General features: G+C 67.3%; 14 protein-coding genes and 1 riboswitch. Of the genes, 10 read left to right on the forward strand and 4 right to left on the reverse strand.

Annotation, left to right across the window (positions count from 1 at the left end; translation table 11 throughout):
* Positions 1–11: 11 nt before the first annotated feature.
* Genes BLA15945_RS21665 through BLA15945_RS21675 form a run of 3 tightly spaced genes read left to right on the forward strand, consistent with a single transcriptional unit; the run spans position 12 to position 5,100 of the window.
* On the forward strand, positions 12–1,526 hold the full coding sequence (locus BLA15945_RS21665; protein ID WP_174993324.1) for an efflux RND transporter periplasmic adaptor subunit: 1,515 nt from the start codon (positions 12–14) through the stop codon (positions 1,524–1,526).
* Positions 1,523–4,729, forward strand: a complete 3,207-nt coding sequence (locus BLA15945_RS21670) for an efflux RND transporter permease subunit (protein ID WP_174993325.1) — start codon at positions 1,523–1,525, stop codon at positions 4,727–4,729. Before BLA15945_RS21665 ends, BLA15945_RS21670 begins: the two co-directional genes overlap by 4 nt.
* Positions 4,726–5,100, forward strand: coding sequence for a copper-binding protein (locus tag BLA15945_RS21675; RefSeq protein ID WP_059237768.1), 375 nt, complete (start codon positions 4,726–4,728; stop codon positions 5,098–5,100). The genes BLA15945_RS21670 and BLA15945_RS21675 overlap by 4 nt, the downstream gene beginning before the upstream one ends.
* Positions 5,101–5,206: 106 nt before the next feature.
* Here BLA15945_RS21675 and BLA15945_RS21680 read toward each other — a convergent pair whose 3' ends face one another.
* The 4 genes from BLA15945_RS21680 to BLA15945_RS21695 all read right to left on the reverse strand — a co-directional run bounded on the left by BLA15945_RS21680 (position 5,207) and on the right by BLA15945_RS21695 (position 9,188).
* Positions 5,207–6,217: a sodium:calcium antiporter gene (locus BLA15945_RS21680; RefSeq protein WP_174993326.1), complete on the reverse strand. Its 1,011-nt coding sequence runs from the start codon at positions 6,215–6,217 to the stop codon at positions 5,207–5,209.
* 73 nt (positions 6,218–6,290) lie between these two features.
* Positions 6,291–6,467: riboswitch (yybP-ykoY riboswitch) on the reverse strand.
* A gap of 150 nt (positions 6,468–6,617) precedes the next feature.
* Positions 6,618–8,036: a heavy metal sensor histidine kinase gene (locus BLA15945_RS21685; RefSeq protein ID WP_174993327.1), complete on the reverse strand. Its 1,419-nt coding sequence runs from the start codon at positions 8,034–8,036 to the stop codon at positions 6,618–6,620.
* Positions 8,033–8,704: a heavy metal response regulator transcription factor gene (locus tag BLA15945_RS21690; RefSeq protein ID WP_059237765.1), complete on the reverse strand. Its 672-nt coding sequence runs from the start codon at positions 8,702–8,704 to the stop codon at positions 8,033–8,035. The genes BLA15945_RS21685 and BLA15945_RS21690 overlap by 4 nt, the downstream gene beginning before the upstream one ends.
* A 97-nt stretch (positions 8,705–8,801) precedes the next feature.
* The gene (locus BLA15945_RS21695) at positions 8,802–9,188 is read right to left on the reverse strand and encodes a hypothetical protein (protein WP_155627231.1); all 387 of its coding nucleotides are present in this window, start codon (positions 9,186–9,188) and stop codon (positions 8,802–8,804) included.
* Between the two features lie 275 nt (positions 9,189–9,463).
* Here BLA15945_RS21695 and BLA15945_RS21700 point away from each other — a divergent pair, with 275 nt between their 5' ends.
* The 7 genes from BLA15945_RS21700 to BLA15945_RS21730 all read left to right on the forward strand — a co-directional run bounded on the left by BLA15945_RS21700 (position 9,464) and on the right by BLA15945_RS21730 (position 16,311).
* A complete protein-coding gene (locus BLA15945_RS21700) occupies positions 9,464–9,736 on the forward strand; it encodes a hypothetical protein (protein WP_174993328.1) in 273 nt (90 codons plus the stop codon).
* On the forward strand, positions 9,733–11,235 hold the full coding sequence (locus BLA15945_RS21705) for a TolC family protein (RefSeq protein ID WP_174993329.1): 1,503 nt from the start codon (positions 9,733–9,735) through the stop codon (positions 11,233–11,235). Before BLA15945_RS21700 ends, BLA15945_RS21705 begins: the two co-directional genes overlap by 4 nt.
* Before the next feature lies 1 nt (position 11,236).
* Positions 11,237–12,532: a multicopper oxidase family protein gene (locus BLA15945_RS21710; protein WP_174993330.1), complete on the forward strand. Its 1,296-nt coding sequence runs from the start codon at positions 11,237–11,239 to the stop codon at positions 12,530–12,532.
* Positions 12,533–12,600: 68 nt separating this feature from the next.
* Complete coding sequence (locus BLA15945_RS21715) at positions 12,601–12,948, forward strand: copper-binding protein (RefSeq protein WP_174993331.1); 348 nt, start codon at positions 12,601–12,603, stop codon at positions 12,946–12,948.
* Between the two features lie 14 nt (positions 12,949–12,962).
* Positions 12,963–13,343, forward strand: coding sequence for a copper homeostasis periplasmic binding protein CopC (copC, locus tag BLA15945_RS21720; RefSeq protein WP_174993332.1), 381 nt, complete (start codon positions 12,963–12,965; stop codon positions 13,341–13,343).
* Positions 13,340–14,281 (forward strand): copper resistance D family protein, encoded by a 942-nt coding sequence (locus BLA15945_RS21725; RefSeq protein ID WP_174993333.1) that lies wholly within the window; start codon positions 13,340–13,342, stop codon positions 14,279–14,281. Before copC ends, BLA15945_RS21725 begins: the two co-directional genes overlap by 4 nt.
* Before the next feature lie 215 nt (positions 14,282–14,496).
* Positions 14,497–16,311 carry an ExeM/NucH family extracellular endonuclease gene (locus tag BLA15945_RS21730; RefSeq protein WP_174993334.1) on the forward strand — a complete coding sequence of 605 codons (1,815 nt, stop codon included), beginning with the start codon at positions 14,497–14,499 and terminating at the stop codon, positions 16,309–16,311.
* Positions 16,312–16,812: the final 501 nt, after the last annotated feature.

Consider the following 16,812-nt stretch of genomic DNA (forward strand, 5'->3'; position numbering starts at 1 on the left):
AGGAGAACACCATGACCAAGCAATCACTGGCGCGCGCGGCGCTGATGGCGTTCGCCGGCGCGGCGCTTGCCGGGGCCGGCTATTTCGCGGGCGCCCGCCATGCGGCGGGCGGCGCCGAGATGGCCGCTGCTTCGCCAACGCGCATGCCGGACCGGCAGGCAACCCGCAAGGTGCTGTACTGGCACGACCCGATGGTGCCGAACCAGCACTTCGACAAACCGGGCAAATCGCCGTTCATGGACATGCAGTTGCAGCCCGTCTATGCGGACGAAGGCGGCAACGCAGCGGGCATCCGGATCGATCCGGGCCTGCAGCAGAACCTCGGCATCCGCTATGCGACCGTCCGCCGCCAGCAGACGGCGGCGGGCTTCGACGCGGTGGGCACCACGCAGTTCGACGAATCGCGCGCGGACGTCGTGCAGTCGCGCGTGACCGGCTATATCGACCGTCTGTACGCGCGTGCACCGATGCAGCGCATCGCGAAGGGCGCACCGGTCGCGTCGCTGTTCGTGCCCGACTGGCTTGCGCCGCAGGAGGAATATCTCGCGCTGAAGCGCGGCGGGATGGACGGCAGCCTGCTCGATGCGGCGCGCGCGCGGATGCGGGCGCTGTCGATTCCGGACGGCATGATCGCCGCCCTCGATCGCACCGGCCGCGCGCAGACGCATGTCGTGCTTGCCGCGCCGGAAACGGGTGTCGTCAGCGAGCTGAACGTGCGCGACGGCGCGATGGTCGCGCCCGGTCAGACGCTCGCGAAGATCGCCGGGCTGTCGACGCTGTGGCTGATCGTGGAGGTGCCGGAAGCGCTCGCGCTGAACGTGCAGCCGGGGATGTCGGTCGATGCGACGTTCGCGGGCGATCCGGCGCGCCACTTCAGCGGACGCATTCGCGAAGTGCTGCCCGGCATCAGCACCGGCAGCCGCACGCTGCAGGCACGCGTGGAGATCGACAACGCATCGCTGAAGCTCACGCCCGGCATGCTGATGCGCGTGCGTGTCGCCGCGAAGGACACGGTGTCGCGCCTGCTCGTGCCGTCCGAGGCCGTGATCGCGACCGGCAAGCGCACGATCGTCATCGTGAAGAACGGCGACGGCCGGCTTCAACCGGTATCGGTCACGGCCGGCCGCGATGTCGGCGGCGACACCGAAGTGCTCGGCGGGTTGAACGAGGGCGACACGGTCGTCGCGTCGGGGCAGTTCCTGATCGATTCGGAAGCCAGCCTGAAAGGCGTGCTGCCGCGGCTGGAGCGCGCGACGGGGGCAAGCGCGGCCGCATCGTCCGTCGCGGCAACCGCGCCGGTCTATGAAACCACCGGCAAGGTCGAGAAGGTCACGGCCGATGACATCACGTTCTCGCATCAGCCTGTACCGGCGCTTGGCTGGGGCGCGATGACGATGGCGTTCGGCAAGCCGTCGGCCCGCGCGTTCCCGGACGTGAGGCCAGGCCAGACCGTACGATTCGCGTTCACGCAGACCGACGACGGCTACCGGCTGACGAAGATCGAGCCGCAGGGAGGCGAACGATGATCGCGCGCATCATTCTTTGGTCGGTCCGGAACCGCTTCCTCGTGCTGCTGGCCACCGTGCTGCTCGCCGCATGGGGCGTGCATTCGCTGCGACAGACGCCGCTCGATGCATTGCCCGACCTGTCGGACACGCAGGTGATCGTGAAGGCGTCGTATCCGGGCAAGGCGCCGCAGGTCGTCGAGGATCAGGTCACCTATCCGCTGACGACGACGCTGCTCGGCGTGCCGGGCGCGAAAACCGTGCGCGCGTACTCGTCGTTCGGCGACGCGTTCGTCTACGTGCTGTTCGACGACCACACCGATCCGTACTGGGCGCGTTCGCGCGTGCTCGAATACCTGAGCCAGGTGCAGAGCCGGCTGCCGGCCGGCGCGACCGTGTCGCTCGGGCCCGATGCGACCGGCGTGGGCTGGGTATACGAGTACGCGCTCGTCGATCGCACCGGCCATCACGATCTCGGCCAATTGCGCGCGCTCAACGACTGGTTCCTGAAGTTCGAGCTGAAGGCGGTGCCGGACGTCTCGGAAGTCGCGAGCATCGGCGGCATGGTGCGCCAGTACCAGGTCGTGCTCGATCCCGACAGGCTGCGCGCCTACGGCATCACGCAGGCGGCGGTCGCGGATGCGCTGCGTCAGGCCAATCAGGCATCCGGCGGGTCGGTCGTCGAGCTGGCCGAGTCGGAGTACATGGTGCGTTCGTCCGGCTACCTGCGCACGCTCGATGATTTCCGTCATGTCGTGCTGCGCACCGACGACGCGGGCACGCCGGTGCTGCTCGGCGACGTCGCGCGCATCCAGGTCGGCCCGGCGATGCGGCGCGGGATCGCCGAGTTGAACGGGCAGGGCGAGGTGGCGGGCGGCGTGGTCGTGATGCGCTCGGGCAAGAACGCATTGACGACGATCGATGCGGTGAAGGCGAAGCTCGCCGGCCTGAAGCGCTCGCTGCCGCCCGGCGTCGAGATCGTCACGACCTACGACCGTTCGCAACTGATCGAGCGCGCGGTCGGCAACCTGAAGGACAAGCTGATCGAGGAATTCGTCATCGTCGGGATCGTCTGCGCGGTGTTCCTGTTCCATCTGCGCAGCGCGTTCGTCGCGATCCTGTCGCTGCCGCTCGGCGTGCTGGCCGCGTTCATCGTGATGCGCTACCAGGGCGTGAACGCGAACCTGATGTCGCTCGGCGGGATCGCGATCGCGATCGGCGCGATGATCGACGCGGCGATCGTGATGATCGAGAACGCGCACAAGCATCTGGAAGCGTACGACCACGCGCATCCGGGCGAGCCGCTCACGGCCGCGCGCCGCTGGGCGCTCGTCGCGGCGTCGGCCGCGGAAGTCGGGCCCGCGCTGTTCTTCTCGCTGCTGATCATCACGCTGTCGTTCATCCCGGTGTTTTCGCTGGAAGGGCAGGAGGGCAAGCTGTTCGCGCCGCTGGCGTTCACCAAGACCTACACGATCGCGGCCGCCGCCGGATTGTCGGTGACGCTGGTGCCGGTGCTGATGGGCTATCTCGTGCGCGGCCGCATTCCGCACGAGCACGCGAATCCGATCAACCGCGTGCTGATTCGCCTGTACCGGCCGCTGCTCGAAGCGACGCTGCGGCGCCCGTGGTTCGCGATCGGCGTCGCGGTCGTCGCGCTCGCGCTGACAGCCGTGCCATTGTCGCGGCTCGGCGGCGAATTCATGCCGCCGCTCGACGAAGGCGACCTGCTGTACATGCCGACCGCGCTGCCGGGCATTTCTGCCGACAAGGCGAGCGCGCTGCTGCAGCAGACCGACCGGCTGATCAAGACCGTGCCCGAGGTCGACACGGTGTTCGGCAAGTCGGGCCGCGCCGATTCGGCCACCGACCCCGCGCCGCTCGAGATGTTCGAGACGACGATCCGGTTCAAGCCGCGCAGCGCATGGCGGCCCGGCATGACGCCCGAGAAGCTCGTCGACGAACTCGACCGGACGGTGAAGGTGCCGGGCCTGTCGAACGTGTGGGTGCCGCCGATCCGCAACCGGCTCGACATGCTGTCCACCGGGATCAAGACGCCGGTCGGCGTGAAGATTTCCGGGCCGGACCTCGCCGGCATCGATGCGATCGCGACGCAGGTCGAGGCGGCCGTGAAGCACGTGCCGGGCGTGACGTCCGCGCTTGCGGAACGATTGAACGGCGGGCGCTACATCGACGTCGATATCGACCGGCTCGCGGCCGCGCGCTACGGCTTGTCGGTCGCCGATATCCAGTCGGTCGTGTCGTCGGCGGTCGGCGGCGACGATGTCGGCGAAGTGATCGCGGGGCGTGAGCGCTTCCCGATCAACATCCGCTATCCGCGCGAGATCCGCGATTCGCTCGAGAACCTGCGGCAACTGCCGGTCGTCACCGCGCGCGGCGCGCAGATCCGCCTCGGCGACGTCGCGCGCATCGACATCGCCGACGGGCCGCCGATGATCCGCAGCGAGAACGCGCGGCTGTCCGGCTATGTGTACGTCGATCTCCGCGGCGTCGACCTGAGCACGGCGGTCCGTGCGATGCAGCAGGCCGTCGCGCAACAGGTCGCATTGCCGCCCGGCTATTCGATCGCGTGGTCGGGGCAGTTCGAGTATCTCGAGCGCGCGGCGGCGACACTGCGCACCGTCGTGCCCGTCACGCTCGTCGTCATCTTCGTGCTGCTGTTCCTCACGTTCGATTCGGCGGCCGATGCGCTGCTGCTGATGTCGACGGTGCCGTTCGCGCTGATCGGCGGCTTCTGGCTCGTGTGGGTGCTGGGCCATGCGGTGTCCGTCGCGACGTCGGTTGGCTTCATCGCGCTGGCCGGTGTGGCCGCCGAATTCGGCGTCGTGATGCTGTTGTACCTGAAGGGCGCGCTGCAGCGCCGGCTCGATGCCGGCGCACCGCTGACCGATGCGGTGCTGCTCGACGCGATCCGCGAGGGCGCAGTGCTGCGCGTGCGGCCGAAGGCGATGACGGTCGCCGTCGTGCTCGCCGGCCTCGTGCCGATCATGGTCGGCCACGGCGCCGGTTCCGAAGTCATGCAGCGCATCGCCGCGCCGATGGTCGGCGGCATGGTCACGGCACCGCTGCTGTCGATGTTCGTCATTCCCGCCGCGTGGCTCCTGTTTCAGCGCCGTCGTGCACGAAGCGCGGGCCAGGTGCGGCATTCCGATGCAGTTCCTTCCGGCACGAACGTGCCATCCACCCCAACTGGAGAATTACGATGAAGATGAATCGATTGATCGCCACCGCTACCGCAACCGCCGTCGTCGCGCTCGGCGCTGTCGCCGTACCGGCGTTTGCCGCCGGCGAGATGTCGGGCATGGACATGTCGGGCATGAAGATGTCGTCGGACGGTGCGGCCGAATCGAATGCCGCGCTGACCGATGCCGAAGTGAAGAAGGTCGATGCCGCGAGCGGCAAGATCACGCTGAAGCACGGCGCGCTTGAAAACGTCGGGATGCCGGCGATGACGATGGCGTTCAAGGCGAAGGATGCGGCGATGCTCGCGCATGCGCATGCGGGCGACAAGGTCAAGGTGCGGATCGAGAAGGTCGATGGCACGCTGACGATCGTCAAGCTCGTCAAGGGTTCCTGATCGTCCGGAGCGGGCGTTGTTGCCGCCTGCGTCCCGCGCAGCGAAGCGCGCCGCGCCGACGTGTCCGTCGGCCGGCGCGCCCGTTCCTGGCGTCAGGGCATCAGCATCAACGCGTCAGCGTCAGGACCAGATACCCCGCATAACCCGCGCCGTTCGCGAGCAGCGCCCAGATCGCGAGCCCGCGCGTGCGCGCATTGAAGCGCAGCCACGCGGCCGCCGCGAGCGTGATGATCACGCCGGTCAGCACTTCGGGGCGCGGCTCCCACGGCGTCAGCATGATGCCGATTGCCGGCAGCAGCGTGCCCTGGAACACCATCGCGCCGGTGATGTTGCCGAACGCGAGCGTGTCCTTCTTGCGCCGGATCCACAGCACGCTGTTGACCTTCTCCGGCAACTCCGTCGCGATCGGCACGATGATCAGCGACAGCAGCAGCGCCGAGATGCCGAGCACGTGCGACACGCCTTCCACGCCGTGAATGAAGCCCTTCGCACCGGCGATCAGCAACGCGAGGCCGATCAGCAGCTGCAGCGCGATCGTCGCCAGGTTGGTCGGCAGGCCGAGACGCGACAGGAACATCGCATGCGGCGCTTCGGTGCCGTGCCCGGCATCGACGAGCCGGGTCGATGCGCGGAACGTCATCACGACGTACATCACGTAGATGCCGACCAGCATCGCGGCGAGCAGTGCCCGCACGGCCCAGTTGTGATGCGGGACGAACATCGCGGCGGTGGCCAGCGAGAAGGCTGCGAGGAAGTAGTTCATGTCACGCACGAAGCCCGTGCGCTCCGGTGCGATCGTGCCGCGCAGCCCGCGCGAGCGGATCACGGCGAGCGTCATCAGGAACGTGGTGAGCGTCGCGAGCATCAGCGGCGCGCCGAGAATCGCGCCGACGCCGATTTCCTCGTTGACGGCCTGGTTCGCGGTGCCGCCGGCCAGTGCGAGCAGCGGCACCATCGTTTCGGGCAGCGCGGTGCCGACGGCCGCGAACAGCGAACCGGTAACGCCTTCGGAAATCTTCAGGCGTTCGCCGAGATGTTCGAGCGCATTGGTAAAGACCTCGGCCGCGATGAGGATGACGATCAGCATGAACGCCAGTTCGAGGAACATGAAGGTCATGCGGCACCTCCGCAGGCACGTGCGTAACGGGCGGGGGAGCGCGGGGAGAAGGTTGCGGGGAACATGGGGACTCCGTGGTCGGACGCTGACGAACCATGGCGCATCCGCCGACGTCCGACCAGGAACGACGCGATGCGCCTATGGTCTCGCCAAGCCGATCCGGCTGAACGCGCCACGGCCGCAGGCCGAGTGTGTTGACGCGTTCGCTTTCCGGGGGACGGAAAGCAGGCTACTCCCCAAAGACGAAGGGCAGTCTAGCCGAGCCGATTGCTTTCGGCAAGCTTGCGTGTGCATATCCCTGCATCGGATGAGGAAAGGCGCGTGCATGGCGGGCACGCTTGCCGCATCGGAAAGCAATCGGCATGGGGTGACGTCACGTGAACGTCGTGAATGAGAATCGCTAACCGGATTGCCCTTCCACGCTGCGCGGAAAGTAGAGCGCGAACGTCGTGCGCCCGTCGCGGCTCGCGACCTCGACGTTGCCGCGATGCAGTTCCATGATCGACTTCACGATCGCGAGCCCCAGCCCCGCATTGCGGGCCGCGCCGTGCCGCGACGAATCGATGCGGTAGAAGCGTTCGAAGATCCGCTCGACCTGTTCGGGCGGAATCGCGACGCCGCGATTCGTCACTTCGACGACTGCGAAATTCCCTTGCGTCGAAACGGCCAGCTCGATCGTCGACGCGGCTTCCGCGTGTTCGAGCGCATTCGACGCGAGGTTGCTCACTGCGCGCCGGAACAGCGTTGCGTCGGCGATGACCGGCGCTTCGCCCTGCACGTCGATGCGCACGCCCGCTTCGTCGGCCAGCGCCTGGAAATACGACGCGAGCCGGCGCAGTTCGCTGCCCGCGTCGAGCGCGGTGGCCTTCAGGTGCTGCCGCGCATTGTCGGTGCGCGCGAGAAACAGCATGTTCTCGATCATCCGCTGCAGCCGTTCGCATTCCTCGATGTTCGAATCGATCAGCGCTTCGTATTCCTCGGTCGAGCGCGCACGCGACAGCGTAATCTGCGACGAGCTGATCACGTTCGCGAGCGGCGTGCGCATGTCGTGGGCGAGATCGGACGAGAACTGCGACAGCCGCACGAACGCGCGTTCGAGGCGGTCGAGCATGCGGTTGACCGACGTCGCGAGTTCACGCAGCTCGACGGGGCCGCCGCGCGCGTCGAGGCGCGCGTTCAGGTTGTGCGCCTCGATGCGCGACGTCTGCCGGCCGAGGCTCTCGACCGGGCGCAGGCCGCGCGACGCGACCGCATAGCCGAGTGCGCCGACCAGCAGCGCGCCGACGGCCGCCGCGAGCCAGATGTCGACACGATAGCTTTCGAGCAGCGAATGCCGGTCGGTCGCCGTGCGCGCGAGCGCGACCTGGATCGCTTCGCCGGACGGCAGCGTTTCGCGGGCGTACACGCAGCGCGACGTGCCGATGCCGGATGGCGAGCAGGTGAACGGGCCGGCGCTGCCACCGGCCGGATGCGATGCCGCGATGACGGAAGCGAGCGTGTTGCCGGCCTCGTCGGAATGCTCGACGAGCGGGTGGTTCTGCGCGTCGTAGATGCCGAGATAGACGCCCGGGTGCGACAGCAGCACTTCATGAAACACGGCCGGATCGGCGCGCAGCGCGGCCGTCGATCCGCTGGCATGCGAGAGTTGCAGGAACTGGTTGAGCTTGCCGGAGATCTCGATGTCGTCGCGCCGCGTGAGTTCTGCGGACAGCGAACGGTACAGATACGCGCCGGTCAGCGCGAACACGAGCGCGGCGACGACGGCGAACGCGACCGTCAGGCGCCGCAGCAGCGAATACGACGCCGGGCTCGCGGTCACGAGCGATCCTCGAGCACGTAGCCCATCCCGCGGATCGTGTGAATCAGCTTCTTCTCGTACGCGTTGTCGATCTTCGCGCGCAGGCGCTTGATCGCCGCATCGACGACATTCGTGTCGCTGTCGAAATTCATGTCCCAGATCTGCGACGTGATGAACGTGCGCGTCAGCACTTCGCCTTCGCGTTCCGCGAGCAACTGCAGCAGTGAGAATTCCTGCGCGGTCAGGTCGATGCGGGTGTCGGCGCGCCGCACGCGGCGCTTGAGCAGGTCGACCTCGAGATCGGCAACCTGCAGGAGCTCGCGCACGTTGCGCGGCGCGCGCCGCAGCAGCGAGCGGATGCGCGCGAGGAATTCGGCATACGCGAACGGCTTGAGCAGGTAATCGTCGGCGCCGAGTTCGAGCCCGGCGACCTTGTCCTCGATCGCCTCGCGCGCCGTGAGCAGCAGCACAGGTGTCTGCTTCTGCGCGCGCAGCCGCTTGAGTACCTCGAAACCGTCCAGCTCCGGCAGCATCACGTCGAGCACGACGAGGTCGAAATCCTCGTGCAGCGCGAGGAACAGCCCGTCCTTGCCGTTTTCCGCGATGTCGACCGTGTAGCTCGCCTCCATCAGCCCCTTCCGGAGGTACGAGGCCATCTTGGGTTCGTCTTCGACTATCAGTATCCGCATGGTAAGGCAGGCTGTCCGTGATTCCAGCCGGTCAGTGTAACGCCTGAGCTTACGGCGCCGCGCGTGCGCGAAGGATGACCGCCGGATGACGGGATTGTCATGGAGCGCGCACGCTGCGTAGCCCGCGTTTCATGAAAATCCGGTCATGTTTCGGCCATGTCGTCGTCACCGCGCCGGCGATAAGCTGCGGCCGTCGTGTCTCCGGAGCGCGCCATTGCGGCGCCGTGCCGGCCCATCCGGTCATTGCCTGCCTGATTCCGCATCCATGTCGTACTGGCGCAAATTCGTCCTCGTCGTGCTGCTGGCGCTGAGCCTGCCGATCCAGTCGTTCGCGGCCGTGTCGATGGCATGCGCGGGCGCTGGTGCGGTCGTGGCTACGCCGCACGCGGAAGGCACGGCACGCGCCGATGATTCGGCCGCGCAGCATGCGATGCCGGGTGCGCACGGTGGCCAGCATGGGCATCAGCATGAGCACGACGATCATGCGCGACATGCACAGCCGTGCCCGGCGTGCGGGTCGTGCTGCTTCGGCACCGGCATGGCGGATCTCCCTGCGGTGTCCGTTGCGTCGGGTATCGGTATCGCGATCGCCTCTTTCGCTCCGACGCCAGTCGTTGTGTCGTTCCTGACTGGCGGCATCGACAGGCCACCGCGCCGGCTTCTCGTCTAGACACGGCCCGCGGCCCGACCGGCCGCGATCTGCAATCCGCGCCGGCGGCGATATCGAATCCGCCGGACGACTCAAGACGAGACCTTTTCATGCGACTGATCACTGCGGCGCTGTTGAGCGCGGCGGCCTTCGTGCCGTCGCTCGCGCCTGCGCAAACCCCGCTGCCCGATCCGGCGGACGCCGCCGCGGCGGTGCCGGATGTCACCGTGACGTCCGCATTCGATGGCTACCGGCCGTATCGCGACGACGAAGGCCCGGGCTGGAAACAACTGAACCGGGACGTGTCGGCGCGGCCCGCGAAGCCCGGCACGCCGGCGCGCAACGGCGGCGCCCATGCAACACACGGAGGGGCCGCGCAATGACGAACCTGGCGATATCGCCGAGGATCGGCGCGGCCGCGGTCGCGCTGGCGTTCCTCGCGGGCTGCACGACGTTTTCGAAGGACGGCGGATTCGATGCCGTGTCGTCCGCCGCATCGGAACGCATCGGGAAAGACGCGGTGGTCGTCAGGAGCGACGCCGATCGCGAAGCCGTCGACAAACGAACCAGGGAACTGCTTGCGAAGCCGCTGTCGATGGACGACGCGGTGCAGGTCGCGCTGCTGAACAACCGCGGCCTGCAGGCGTCGTATGCCGAACTCGGGTTGTCGGAGGCCGACCTCGTGCAGGCCGGCCGGCTGCCGAACCCGCGCTTCGCGTTCAGCCGCACGCGCGCCGGCGATGGCGAGCTGACGCTTGGCCGCACGTTCTCGGCGAACGTGTTCGCGCTGCTGACGATGCCGCTCGCAACGAACATCGAACGCCGCCGCTTCGAGCAAACCAAGCTGGAAACGGCCGACGCGATGCTGAAGGTGGCGGCCGATGCGCGCCGCGCGTATGTCGAGGCCGTCGCCGCCGAACAGGCCGCGAACTACGCGCAACAGGTACGTGACGCCGCGAGCGCGGCCGCCGAACTCGCGCAGCGCATGCGGCAGGCCGGCAACTTCAGCCGCCTCGATTACGCACGCGAACAGGCGTTCCATGCCGACGCGGTCGCGCAGCACGCGAAGGCGCGCCAACAGGCCGTGGCCGCGCGCGAGAAGCTGACGCGCGCGCTGGGGCTGTGGGGCGAGCGCACGCAGTACGCGCTGCCCGAGCGCTTGCCCGACCTGCCAAAAGCCCGCCCGGACCTGCCCGGTCTCGAACGCTTCGCGATGAGCAACCGCTTCGACATCCAGGCCGCGAAGCTGCAGATGCAGGGCGTCGCATCGTCGCTCGGCCTGAGCAAGGCGACACGCTTCGTCAACGCGGTCGAGCTCGGCTACGTGAACAACTACGAGACCGGCAAGGGCCACGAGCACGGCTACGAGATCAGCGTGGAGATTCCGCTGTTCGACTGGGGCGGCGCGAAGGTCGCGCGCGCCGAGGCCATCTACATGCAGTCGGCGAACCGGCTCGCGAAGACGGCGATCGACGCGCGCTCGGAAGTGCGCGAATCGTACGCGGCGTATGTGACGAGCTACGACGTCGCGACGCACTATCGCGATGAAGTCGTGCCGCTGCGCAAGACGATCTCCGACGAACTGCTGCTGCGCTACAACGGGATGCTGGCGAGCGTGTTCGAGCTGCTGACCGATGCGCGCGAACAGGTCGGCGCGGTCAACGGCTACATCGATGCGCTGAAGGACTACTGGCTCGCCGAAACCGATCTGCAGATGGCCGTCGGCGGCCGGCTGCCGTCATCGGGCGCCGCGCCGCGCGCGACGAATGACACCGCCTCGGCACCGGAATCCCCATCCAGGGCCGACGCTGCTCCGCAGCCGGCTTCCACCCCCGCGGCGCAACCGGCGCCCGCGACGCAAACGCATCCGGAAGGTCATTGACATGGTGTCCCGTCGACAATTTCTCAGCGGCTCGGGCGCCGCGCTGCTCGGTGCGGCGATGGTCAGCAAGGCCGGCGCCGCGTCGCTGCCCGAAGCGCCCTCGATGGCGAAAACCGGCACGCAGCCGCCGCTCGTGCCGCCGAACGGCCGCCCGTACACGCCCGTCGCGACGCTGAACGGCTGGTCGCTGCCGTGGCGGATGAAGAACGGCTGGAAGGAATTCCACCTGACGGCCGAACCCGTCGTGCGCGAGATGGCGCCCGGCATGAACGCGAACCTGTGGGGCTACAACGGCCAGTCGCCGGGCCCGACGATCGAGGCCGTCGAAGGCGACAAGGTCCGCATCTTCGTGACCAACCGGCTGCCCGAGCACACGACGATCCACTGGCACGGGCTGCGGCTGCCGAACGGGATGGACGGCGTGGGCGGTCTCACGCAGCCGCACATTCCGCCCGGCAAGACCTTCGTCTACGAGTTCCAGCTCGAATCGCACGGCACGTTCATGTATCACCCGCACGCCGACGAGATGGTGCAGATGGCGATGGGGATGATGGGCATGTTCATCGTGCACCCGAAGGATCGCGGCACGATGCCGGTCGATCGCGACTTCGTGTTCCTGCTCGCCGCGTACGACATCGACCCGGGCAGCTACACGCCGCGCGTGAACGAGATGACCGACTTCAACATGTGGACGTTCAACTCGCGCGTGTTCCCGGGCATCGATCCGCTGCCGATGCGCGCCGGCGACCGCGTGCGGATTCGTTTCGGCAACCTGACGATGACGAACCATCCGATCCACCTGCACGGCTACAGCTTCGAAGTCGCGGGCACCGACGGTGGCTGGATTCCGCCGGCGGCGCGCTGGCCGGAAGTGACGGCCGATGTCGCGGTGGGGCAGATGCGCGCGATCGAGTTCACCGCCGATCGTCCGGGCGACTGGGCGTTCCACTGCCACAAGTCGCACCACACGATGAATGCGATGGGCCACCAGGTGCCGAACCTGATCGGCGTGCCGCAGCAGGATCTCGCGAAGCGCATCGGCAAGCTCGTGCCCGACTACATGGCGATGGGCAGCACGGGCGGCGCGATGGGCGGGATGGAGATGCCGCTGCCGGACAACACGCTGCCGATGATGACGGGCACCGGCCCGTTCGGGCCGCTGGAGATGGGCGGCATGTTCACGGTCTGCAAGGTGCGGCAGGGGCTCGGCCGCAACGACTATCGCGATCCGGGCTGGTTCCGGCATCCGAAGGGCACCGTCGCCTACGAATACACCGGCGAATTGCCGGACGGTTGAGCAGCAGCACGCGGGGGCCGTACCGATGCGGCCGCCGGGTTTCATTCACTCACATGGGAGTCTTCACGATGAAGAAGGGACTGGTTTTGATGGCAACGGGTTGCGCGCTGGCGTTTTCCGCCGCGTCGTACGCAGCCGGCGACATGGCCGGCATGGACATGAGCGGCGCCGCGAAGCAGGGCGCCGACGCGGCGCATTGCATGTCGCACGGTGAAATCCGCAAGGTCGATACGGCCGCCGGCAAGCTGACGATCAAGCACGGCCCGCTGGAGAACCTCGGGATGGACGGGATGACGATGGCGTTCAAGGTGAAGGACCCGGCGATGCTGTCGCAGGTCAAGGCCGGCGACAAGATCGACTTCGTCGCCGAGGACGTGAATGGCGCGCTGACGGTCGTCGAACTGAAGAAGCCGTGACGCGGAGCGCGAACATGAAGATCACGAATCCCGGACGGTTGGCCGCGATCGTTGCGGTGGCCGCACTCGTTGCGGCCGTGCCGATCGCGGCGTCGGCACACGGCAAGCTGGAAAGCGCCGCACCGGCGACGGGCAGCACGGTCGACGTGGCGCCCGACACCGTGCGGCTCACCTTCAACGAAGACCTCGAACCGGCATTCAGTTCGGTGAAGGTGTCGGACGCGAGCGGCAACGCCGTCACGCAGGACAAGGCGCAGGTCGATGCATCGAACCCGCGCGTGATGACGGTCGCGATGCCGAAGCTCGCGCCCGGTGCGTACACGGTGCAATGGGCTGCGATGACGGCCGATGCGCACCGCACGAAGGGCACCTATACCTTCAGGGTGAAGGGATGAACGACGGCATCGTCGGCCTGCTGCGGCTCGTGGCGGTGGCGCTCCAGAACGCCGGGTTCGCCGTCGTCGTCGGTGCGCTGCTCGGCAGCCACTGGCTCGCGCGCGGCGCGTCGGCATGGCAGCGCGCCGTCGGGCGGCGGCTCGTCGCGACGCTGCGCCTCGCGTCGGTCGTGTCGCTGCTCGCCAGCATCACTGCGTTCTGGGCGCACTGCGCACTGATGAGCGAAGTGCCGTTGCTCGACGCGGGGCCGGCCGTTTGCGCGATGCTCGCGGGCACGGGGTTCGGTCATGCATGGCTGGCCGGCGCCGTGTTCATGCTCGTCGTCGTGCTGCTGTCGTGCGTCAGGCGCGCGGACGACACGCGGGTTCCGTTCGCGATGTGGGCTGCGCTCGCCTGCGTCGCGCTGGCTCGCAGCAACGGCGGGCATCCGGTGGACGCAGGCTGGTTCAGCGTGCCGGTGTGGATCGACTGGCTGCATCTGCTGGCGATCAGCGCGTGGGTCGGGCTCGTGCTCGTGACGGCGTTCGGCGTGATGCCGCGGCTCGCCGGCATGCCCGCGAGCGAACGCACGGCGGGCGCATCGTTCGTGCAGTCGCTGTCCGATGCATCGACGTATGCGCTGATCGTGCTGTTCGCGACCGGCGCGTACAACGGCTGGCGCGGCGTCGCCACGCCCGCCAACCTGCTCGCGTCGACGTACGGGCAGATCCTGCTGCTGAAGTTCGCGCTGGTGCTGATCGCGGCGGCGCTCGGCGGGCACAACCGCTTCTTCGGGATGCCGAAGCTGTTGGCCGCGCTGAAGGATCCGGTCGCCGCGATGCCGGCCCGTTCGTTGAAACGGTTCGGCGCAGTGTTGCGGATCGAGGCGGTCGTGCTCGGTGGCGTGCTGATGGTCGCGGCCGTGCTCGTGTCGAGTGCGTTGCCGGGGACGGTGTAGCGCGGCGGGCCATGCGCACAGGCACGCGGGGCAATCGTCGCGGGCACGAAGACGTTTTTCGTCAGACGATTTCCCCGCATTTTCAGGCCCGAACGGGCGATCGGTGGCGATCGCAGCGCGATAACGACAATTACATCGACCTGTCTTTCGATTACCAAAAACTGTCATTGAGCGCCGCTAAGCTTTCGCCACCCTCACAACCGGGATTCCCCGTCATGCGCTCGACAATCCGCCTGTTTACCCCGCTATTGCTGCTCCCGACGCTCGCCGCGCCGGTCTTCGCCGCCACGGCCGCCCCCGTCAGCCCGAACTGCGGCGGCAGCACGACGCCGATCGCCGATATCCAGGGGCCTGGCGCGCCGTCGCCGCTCGCCGGCCAGAACGTGTCGATCGAAGCCGTCGTCACCGCCGATTTCGGCGGCACGGACGGCTTCGGCGGTTTCTTCGTCCAGCAGGCCGACGCGCAACGCCGCAACCAGCCGGGCGTGTCCGAAGGCCTGTTCGTCTATGCGCCGAAAGCGCGCGCGAAGGCCGGCGATCTCGTGCACGTGACGGGCAAGGTCGAGGAGAAATACGGGCAGACGCAACTGACGCTGTCGGGCGCGATCGCGGTGTGCGCGAACGGCCAGACGGTCACGCCCGCGACGCTCACGCTGCCGGTCGACAGCCCGAGCACGTTCGCCGCGTACGAAGGGATGCTCGTGCGCCTGCCGCAGACGCTGAACGTGACCGACAACTACGAGCTCGGCCGCTACGGCAGCGTGATGCTCAGCAACGGCCGCCTGCGCACGCCGACGAGCGTCGTGCCGCCCGCCCAGGCGCAGACGCAGATCGACGCGAACGCACGCAACCGCCTGATCCTCGACGACGGCTCGAACAAGCAGAACCCGGCAACCGTGCCGTACCCGGCGCCGGGCCTGTCGGCCGCGAACACGCTGCGTGCGGGCTACACCGTGCGCGACGTCGAAGGCGTGCTCGAGGTGCGTTACGGCGCATGGCGCGTGCAGCCGCTGCCCGGCGCGGCCGTACCGGCGTTCGACACGCGTCCGAACCCGCGCACGAACGCGCCGGCACGCGATCCGAAGTCGAACCTGCGCGTCGCGTCGTTCAACGTGCTGAACTACTTCAACGGCAACGGTCTCGGCGGCGGCTTCGACGATCCGAACAACCGCGGCGCGAAGAACTACCAGGAATTCCAGCGTCAGGAAGCGAAGATCGTCGGCGCGCTGAAGGCGCTCGACGCCGACGTGATCGGCCTGATGGAAGTCCAGAACAACGGCTACGGCGAACTGGGCGCGGTGCGCCAGCTCGCGGCGAAACTCGGCAACAACTGGCGCGTGGTCGATCCGGGCGTGTCGCGCCTCGGTGGCGATGCGATCGCGGTCGCGATAATCTACGACAGCCGCAAGGTCGAACCGGTCGGCCGCACGGCGACGCTCGCGATCGACGACAAGAACCGCCAGCCGCTCGCACAGTCGTTCCGGCTGATCAACGGCAACAAGCAGTCGCTGACGGTGGCCGTGAACCACCTGAAGTCGAAGAACTGCCCGGACGCCACGAACGACGATCTCGACCAGGGCGACGGCCAGGGCTGCTGGAACCCGACGCGCACGCGTGCGGCGGCGAAGGTGGCCGACTGGCTCGCAGGCAACCCGACGGGTGTCGCGGGCCAGGGCGTGCTGCTGATCGGCGACTTCAACAGCTACACGTACGAAGACCCGATCCGCACGCTCGAATCGCGCGGCTACCGCAACCTCGTCGCGCGCTGGATCGGCGCAAATGCGTACAGCTACGTGTACAACGGCGAAGCCGGCTATCTCGATCACGCGCTCGCGACGCTGCCGCTCGCGTCGCACGTGAAGGCCGTGCACGAATGGCACATCAACGCGGACGAGCCGCTCGCGCTGCAGTACACGCTCGCGTACAAGTCGGCCGAACAGCAGAAGACGTTCTACGCGCCGGATGCGTATCGTTCGTCGGATCACGATCCGGTGCTGATCGATATCGCGCTGCCGGGCGGCGGGAAGTAATCGCGGGCTGACGTGCCATCACCGACGACGTGCGGCCCCGCCGCACGTCGTCGGCCCGCCCGGAAATGCCGGCCGGATATCGGGTAAATAATGCCGCCGATACCGGATTGAATTAACGAAATCGGTATTTTGTGGATGACGCGATGCGCATCGGCATCGCAATTGAAGAAAGGCCGAAGTGAATCGAATCCTGAAGTGACGGGTGAATGTCGCTATCCAGTCTTAATCGATTATGGATAATAAAAATGAAAGAAAAATCCTGTCGATCTGAAGGCTTTCGATGCGCAGTGCCAATACGGCAAAGGCTTGCGTGTTGTGCGAGAAAAGTAAAATATTTGGCGCCGCATTGCGGATAAAGAACACCTTGCACGAATAATCCCATTTTCTTTCAAATGCCAGACACTGGCGGCCCTTCGCATCATTGCGGGATTTTTAATATCGGAATGATCTTTGACAACGCGGCGCAGCACCGCCTATTTTTGTCATGTCGTAAATTTTGGT

The sequence above is a fragment of the Burkholderia arboris genome (assembly GCF_902499125.1).
Lineage (GTDB): Bacteria > Pseudomonadota > Gammaproteobacteria > Burkholderiales > Burkholderiaceae > Burkholderia > Burkholderia arboris.